This is a genomic window from Pseudothermotoga sp. (assembly GCF_031962025.1).
In the GTDB taxonomy this organism is placed as follows: domain Bacteria; phylum Thermotogota; class Thermotogae; order Thermotogales; family DSM-5069; genus Pseudothermotoga_B.
Genome location: NZ_JAVRKW010000006.1, coordinates 37,717 through 44,266, shown reverse-complemented (window position 1 = coordinate 44,266; position 6,550 = coordinate 37,717). Strand labels below are relative to the sequence as shown.

7 protein-coding genes and 2 tRNA genes are annotated in these 6,550 nt (G+C 41.2%); 6 read left to right on the top strand and 3 right to left on the bottom strand.

What is annotated here, in order from left to right; all coding sequences use genetic code 11:
- A partial coding sequence (locus AC4E92_RS06220; protein WP_490239731.1) for a phosphopantothenoylcysteine decarboxylase domain-containing protein occupies positions 1-336 on the top strand: 336 nt, incomplete at its 5' end.
- Complete coding sequence (locus tag AC4E92_RS06215; protein ID WP_490239730.1) at positions 272-1,474, top strand: L,D-transpeptidase family protein; 1,203 nt, start codon at positions 272-274, stop codon at positions 1,472-1,474. The genes AC4E92_RS06220 and AC4E92_RS06215, both read left to right, overlap by 65 nt.
- Here AC4E92_RS06215 and AC4E92_RS06210 read toward each other — a convergent pair.
- Together AC4E92_RS06210 and rpmE are read right to left on the bottom strand one after the other, a co-directional pair.
- Positions 1,471-1,839, bottom strand: a complete 369-nt coding sequence (locus tag AC4E92_RS06210) for a S1 RNA-binding domain-containing protein (protein ID WP_490239729.1) — start codon at positions 1,837-1,839, stop codon at positions 1,471-1,473. The genes AC4E92_RS06215 and AC4E92_RS06210 overlap by 4 nt on opposite strands.
- A 32-nt stretch (positions 1,840-1,871) precedes the next feature.
- Positions 1,872-2,087: a 50S ribosomal protein L31 gene (gene rpmE, locus AC4E92_RS06205; RefSeq protein ID WP_490239728.1), complete on the bottom strand. Its 216-nt coding sequence runs from the start codon at positions 2,085-2,087 to the stop codon at positions 1,872-1,874.
- A gap of 213 nt (positions 2,088-2,300) precedes the next feature.
- Here rpmE and AC4E92_RS06200 point away from each other — a divergent pair.
- Positions 2,301-2,378, top strand: a tRNA-Pro gene (locus AC4E92_RS06200).
- A 74-nt stretch (positions 2,379-2,452) separates the two neighbouring features.
- A tRNA-Glu gene (locus AC4E92_RS06195) sits at positions 2,453-2,528 on the top strand.
- 211 nt (positions 2,529-2,739) lie between these two features.
- On the opposite strand, the gene AC4E92_RS06190 is transcribed toward AC4E92_RS06195, so the two are convergent.
- The gene (locus AC4E92_RS06190; protein ID WP_490239727.1) at positions 2,740-4,047 is read right to left on the bottom strand and encodes an alpha/beta hydrolase family protein; all 1,308 of its coding nucleotides are present in this window, start codon (positions 4,045-4,047) and stop codon (positions 2,740-2,742) included.
- A gap of 291 nt (positions 4,048-4,338) precedes the next feature.
- On the opposite strand from AC4E92_RS06190, the gene AC4E92_RS06185 reads away from it, so the two are divergent.
- Both AC4E92_RS06185 and AC4E92_RS06180 read left to right on the top strand, forming a co-directional pair.
- Positions 4,339-5,604: an ABC transporter substrate-binding protein gene (locus AC4E92_RS06185; protein WP_490239726.1), complete on the top strand. Its 1,266-nt coding sequence runs from the start codon at positions 4,339-4,341 to the stop codon at positions 5,602-5,604.
- 44 nt (positions 5,605-5,648) lie between these two features.
- On the top strand, positions 5,649-6,542 hold the full coding sequence (locus AC4E92_RS06180) for a carbohydrate ABC transporter permease (RefSeq protein ID WP_490239725.1): 894 nt from the start codon (positions 5,649-5,651) through the stop codon (positions 6,540-6,542).
- Positions 6,543-6,550: the final 8 nt, after the last annotated feature.

The following is a 6,550-nucleotide window of genomic DNA, read 5'->3' as shown; positions in this document are numbered from 1 at the left end:
AGCGAGAGTAAAATAAAAAAGAACTCAGAGCAGTTGAGCATACCTTTGAAAAAAACTGTCGATATTTTGAAATATCTGGGAGAGAGAAAGCAAAACAAAATTCTTGTCGGGTTTGCCGTTGAAACAGAGTCCATCGAAGAATACGCTCAGGAAAAACTGAAAAAAAAGAACCTTGATATGATAGTCGCAAACAGGGTCGAAGCAATGGGAAGTGATCAAAACAGCGTGATCATTTTCAAGAAAGACGGGACGGTAAAGAGAGTTGGGACCGATGAAAAGAGTCGTATTGCTCTTGCTATTCTTCTTGAACTTGCTGAGCTTTGGAATAGACCATGAACTGTCGGTACTGTCTTTTGAAAACGAAAGACTCTCATTATTTGTAAAACCTCTGTATTCTACATCAGATTCATTCAAGGGTTATATTCTCACTCAAACTGGGCACAGACTGCCAGTGGAAAGCTCAAAGCAGGTTATAACCTTCGACGTATCGAGAACAGACTGGATCGTACCAGAAGTTTTTGGACAGAACATCTTGCAAAACATCATGAAAGGTACAGATCCATCTATCCTGCGAGTATCTTCATACAGAGCCCAGCCGGAAATTTCTCTGTTCACCGATATTGAAAACAACAAAAGATTGTATGTTATTATAAAGAGTCCCAAAGATTGGAAACTGAAGAACTGTCAACTGCAAAATGCCTCGTTCAGATCTTTCACCTACTCAGATATTCTCTATCTCTATACCGATGACAAACTCAAAGATGGTATAGACAAAATCACTTTCGAATTTGAATTGCCCTATGGATTGAAAAAGAAAGTACAGAGAGATATTTTCATTCTTGCAGGGGTCGCCAATTTTCTCAGGGGGAATACCGCTCCTTTTGTCATAGAACAGGTTCCACCTTATCAACACACCGTCAAGCCCGGCGAAACTTTATGGGAAATAGCCAACAATTACAAACTGAGAATGGCAGATCTTGAAATTGTAAACGGCTTGGAAGATTCGAATAAATTGATCGCCGGCACTGTTCTGAAATTAGCCAGAGTGAAATTCAACAGCTCTTTGACAACAATAGTCATAAACACATTGACAGCGCGCCTTGCACTGTACTACAACCAGATCCTGATCAAAACCTTTCCTGCTGCAATTGGAAAAAGCGACACGACACCACCTGGAATCTACTGGATCACAAAAAAGGAAGTAGATCCCGCACTTTACTGGTATGGAGAGTATATACCGCCACGTTCACCTATAAACGGTCTGGGAACGAGATTTTTGCAGCTTTCGGATCCAACATATGGCATCCACGGTACAACAAAACCATGGGAGATCGGAAAGAGAATCTCCCATGGTTGTGTGCGCTTGCTCAATCAAGACGTAGAAACTCTGGATGCTTTAATAGACATTGGAACCAAAGTAATTGTAGTCAGAAACACAGAACCGTTTCCAGAGAAACTTGAGGATCTTCTTTAGAACCTCCCACCCTTTTTCTCGACCCTTTTGCGGTACTCCGCCATTTTTCTTTCGCTTTCCTTCATGAATTTTGCGAGTTTCTTCTCAAACTCGGCTTTGCTTGTTCCTTTTTGATCCTCTGAACCCTTTTCCGGTCCTTTTTGTTCCTTCAAAGACAGTTCCCACTTGCCATCCTTAGTTTTGCCGATGACCCTTGCGGTTACTTCCTGACCCTGCTTGAGAAAATCCTCGACGTTTTTCACGTACTGGTTGGCTATCTTGGAAATGTGAATAAAACCTGCTTCTCCACTCTCGAGTGTAACCATTGCACCAAACTTTGTAATTTGAGTTACTTTGCTCTTCACAACATCTCCGACCTTTGTCACAAAATGCCCCTCCTTGAAGAATGTATTGCTCTTCAGTATTGTTTGTCTTTATACTTGCGGCGGAATTTTTCTATTCTACCTTCCGTGTCTATTACCAGGCTTGCACCAGACAGACCTTTGTACAATGGGTGGCAATTTGAACACACATCAATCCTGACATTTTCACGAGTTGTATAAAATTTGTGTTCTGCGCCACAAGCACATTTCACCGAAACAAGCTTCATCTCGGGATGAATTTTTTCTTTCACTTTTCTATCACCTCTCCAAATTTCTTGTTTACCTTATCAATCATATCACACAATTCATAACAGTCAACTAAATTTGATAACACTGAAAACCTTACAGCCACAGGTTAGAATTCCTATATATAAGTTCTGTGTTTCCAATAAATCCGCACTTTTTGGAATTTTGAGTTATTTGTATCTTGAAATACTCGTGCTCAAGTGGTATTATTAGTTACGCGGGGCGTGGCGCAGTTTGGCTAGCGCGCTTGCATGGGGCGCAAGAGGTCGCTGGTTCAAGTCCAGTCGCCCCGACCAGGCGGCGCTTGCCGCCTTTATTTTGAAAACCTCTTGACCAAATCCAACTGATAGTGTAATATAACTTGTGTTGTGCCCCCATCGTCTAGCGGCCTAGGACACTGGCCTTTCAAGCCAGAAGCAGGGGTTCGAATCCCCTTGGGGGCGCCACCTAATTTTATGAATTTTGGCTTTGAACAGCGCCAGCTACTCACCCAAAGGTGGAAAAATTCCACCGTTTTTTGTTTTTTATAAAGAGCATTGCGGCGTGACATGCCATATTTGATTACCAAAGAAACCTATTTGCATTGAAAAAAGTGAATTGCCATACGACTGATAGAAAAATTACAGGGCGAATCCGCCCTGTAATAAACTCAAAGATTCATGGTGCTTTTTCAGGATCAACAAACCTGAATTCCATTCCCACCTTAGTTCGTGGTTTGAAACCGGGCCAGTTTCCAGCAGTGACATTGAGGTATTCTCTTGCCGTTTCATCACCTTTTAGATAGAAATCAAAAAATGCAGTCACAAAATGCTCGTTTATGTTATTTATTTTCCATACATCCCAGACAGGATCTGCAAAGCGATAGTAATCATCAAATTCTACTGCTTCCGCTGGTGCTGGGTGAGGTGCTACATTGTGCAGAGCATTCAGATAAGTCAAAAGGTAGCGTTTAGAATTAACCGCTGAATTGAATAGGTTCACGATTCCTCTGTAACCGGCAACATCATCTTCAGAGCCAGCAATCCACAGTGTTGGAACATTTATTTTGGCAAGAGAATCTTTATTCCACACTCCCGTAGGATCTGAACCAACTGCACCACCCCACGGAGCAAAAAGAACACAGGCTTTCATAAGAGGATCGCCTTCATCGGAAGGTTTGGCGAACAACTTGGAAGCAAATACTCCAAAATACCTGTTAACAATCTCATTATTATCCAGTCCTGCCCCGAGAGTCATTAGCGCACCAAATGCTCCCATGGAATAACCTATGATTCCAACTGCGTCAGGGTTACACATGTCCTTCCAGACTGGCATCTTGAGTATCTCACGTATCACAAACTTCTGATCGATAGTACGGTTGACAACAGTACTCACAAAACTCGAAGAACCACTGACATCTTTGTAGGTAGAATCTGTATGATCTATTGAAACGACCACGTAGCCTTTGGAAGCGAGATTTTCCCCAAGATACGCAAGCAGATAGCGTGAACCTGGATATCCATGGGATATTATTACAAGCGGATAAGGAGCATCTTGTGTGTTTGGTAAAGCGTTAAGAGTGGCTCTACCCAAAAATGTGTAAGGTCTCAGAGTACCGGGTTTATCGGCTCTCCCGAGAAAATCACTGTACAAAGTCAATTGAACCTGTCCAGGCTCAAGTATTGCAGGGTACCATATTTCAACTTTAAGGGGTCTGTCATAGACAACCACAGAATTCTCCGCTATGGTTCTGAGAATATCGATCTGTCCAGGATTGATTAATTCAAGGGTTTGTACACCGACTAAATATTTTCCTCTTAAAGCTAATGCGGGAGCGTCAGGTAGCGGATCACCCCAGATGGAACCCACAGGATATTTTGAGTAAACAAAAACGTCGTAAGTCTGAAAGCTGTTCGAATACTGACAGAAAACAGTAGTAACCCCCAAAAACACAGACAGGATAAAAAACATCAGCTTGTTTTTCATTCCACCACCTCCCAAAGATAGATTCTCAATCCAATTGTAAAGAAATTTGACTACATTCAGAAGTTCATCAAGAATGTGTGAGTTTTTCACTCATCAAGACGCAAAGTTGAAAGAAATTGTAAATTGACCTTGGTCAACTTTTGTGACACTCTCCTTCTTTAAGAATATTCTACAATAAATTTAAGTTTGAGTATAACGCGTTCAAAAAAACCTTATTTTTTCAGAGCCTTATGTGGTATTATTTTCTTGTGATTCGTCTTTTACTCAAAAATTTTTAAAGGGGGTACTGGTATGAGGTGGGTTACACTGGTTATGGCGTTCTCATTAGCGGTAATGGTCTGTGCTGCTCAAATCGAGTTAACTATCTGGACTCATGAGGATCCAAACAGAACTCCTTTGGAAGAGCGGTATATTCAGGAATTTGAGAAGATGTATCCGAATGTCAAAATCACACGCGTGACTTATCCATCAGCAAAGATCAGAGAAGTGGTGCTCACGGCATTCGCAGCACACAAAGGTCCTGACATTTTCAACATAGAGATACAGGATGCATACCCGTACATCGTCAATGAAAGAGTTGCTCCGGTGGATCTGAATGCACTCGGTTTGAAAAGTTTTGACGAACTGAAAGACTGGTATATCGAAGGTGCTCTTGATGCAGTCACATATCAGGGTAAGATCTATGGTTTACCTTTAGAGCTCACAAACTGGTGCGTCTTTATCAACAAAAAGTATTTCAAAGAAGTAGGGCTTGATCCAGAAAAAGATTATCCAAAAACGTGGGAAGAAATGGTACAGATCAGCGAGAAACTGGTAATAAGAGAAGGGCAGATCATAAAAAGAAGGGGTTTTGACTTTCGATACCCATATTATTTAACTTTCTTCTTGCCAATGGTCGAACAGCTTGGAGGAGCACTGTTCAGCGAAGATTTAAAAACAGCGATTGTAAATGATGAAGCATGGCTAAAAGCACTGAAATTCATGAAAGACTGGGGACCAAATGGAAAGAACCTCGGTTCCCCAACCTACAACCCTGCAAGAAAAGAATTCAATAAAGACAACAACACCGTTGCAATGTGCCTGTCTGGCTTGTACCAGATAGACAGAATCAAAGCAGAAAATCCTGCCTTTTACAACAGCAAAGAATGGATGGTCATACCATTCCCTGTTTTCAAAGATGCCGTCAGGGATGTCAGATGCAATTATTATGGACATTATTACATGGTCAACAAAGAAAGCTCAAAAGAAAAGCAACAGTGGGCATGGAAATTCATAAATTACATGCTGAGCCACCCGCAGGATTACTTGCTGAATGTTGGTCTCATACAGCCAAAGAAATCTCTGATCGAATCCGATACATTCAAAAATTATCCGTATGCAGAAGTTTTCCTTCAGGATATGGAAAAAGCTCATATTGTTCCACTTCATCCAAAAGGACCACAGTTTGAACAACTGATCAAAGAAGCTGTCGAATCTGTGATGTTGACAAATACAACACCAGAGGAAGCTTTGAAAATTCTCAAAAAGAAAGCAAATGAACTTCTCCAGGAAGAATAAACAAAAAAGGTGGGTTATACCCACCTTTTTCTGAGGTGGTAGGTTTGCGAACCTTGGAAAGGAAAAAAGCACTTTGGGGATTTGTATTTACTCTGCCTGCTATAATTTTTTTTGCAATCTTCAGTTTTTATCCAATGGCAAACGCATTTTGGACGAGTTTTTTCAAAAAAGAACTTTTGTCGCTCAAACCACCAAAGTTCGTGGGTTTTAATAACTATCTATATCTTTTCAAATCGGAGGCTTTCTGGAACTCGATCAAGGCAACATCTATATTTGCTTTTGGAACCTTTGTACCGATGGTTTTATTCAGTCTGGCTTTTGCGGCTTTGATCCTCACCAGAAAAAGATTTCAAAAATTCTTGCAGATGGCATATTACTCACCTGCAGTTTTGTCATCAGTCGTAGCGGCATCGATCTGGCTTTTGATTTTCGACCCAAGGGGATTGTCCAACCAGTTTCTGAACTTTATTTTCAACACAAAAGGAATCGATTATCACTGGCTTTCAAATGAGAATATGCTGAGGCTCGCAACGATAATAGTTTACTTTTGGAAATACGTTGGTTATTTCACGATAATTTTTGTTGCCGGTATGGCGAGTATCCCAAGATCTGTTCACGAAGCTGCCATAATAGATGGAGCAACCAAATGGCAGGATTTTTGGTACATTACCCTGCCACTGATAAAGCCAACCACACTTCTGGTCTCAGTTATGTCAATGATTCAGTGTCTGAGAACCTTCAGCACACAGTATCTGTTTGTTCAGGGAGGTGCACCGCTCAAGCCAATTGACGTTATCACACTCAGCATATACAACACAGCCATCAGAGACCGGCAGATCGGACGAGCAAGCGCGATGAGCGTGATTCTTTTCCTGATAATCATGTCTTTCAGTTATCTGCAGATCAAAATTTCAAAGACTGAAAACATCTCTTACTGAGGTGAATT

Bases quoted from the DNA above. Each gene is read 5' to 3' on its own strand.
- AC4E92_RS06185 (WP_490239726.1), top strand. From the start codon at position 4,339: ATGAGGTGGGTTACACTGGTTATGGCGTTCTCATTAGCGGTAATGGTC.
- AC4E92_RS06190 (WP_490239727.1), bottom strand. From the start codon at position 4,047: ATGAAAAACAAGCTGATGTTTTTTATCCTGTCTGTGTTTTTGGGGGTT.
- AC4E92_RS06215 (WP_490239730.1), top strand. From the start codon at position 272: ATGAAAAGAGTCGTATTGCTCTTGCTATTCTTCTTGAACTTGCTGAGC.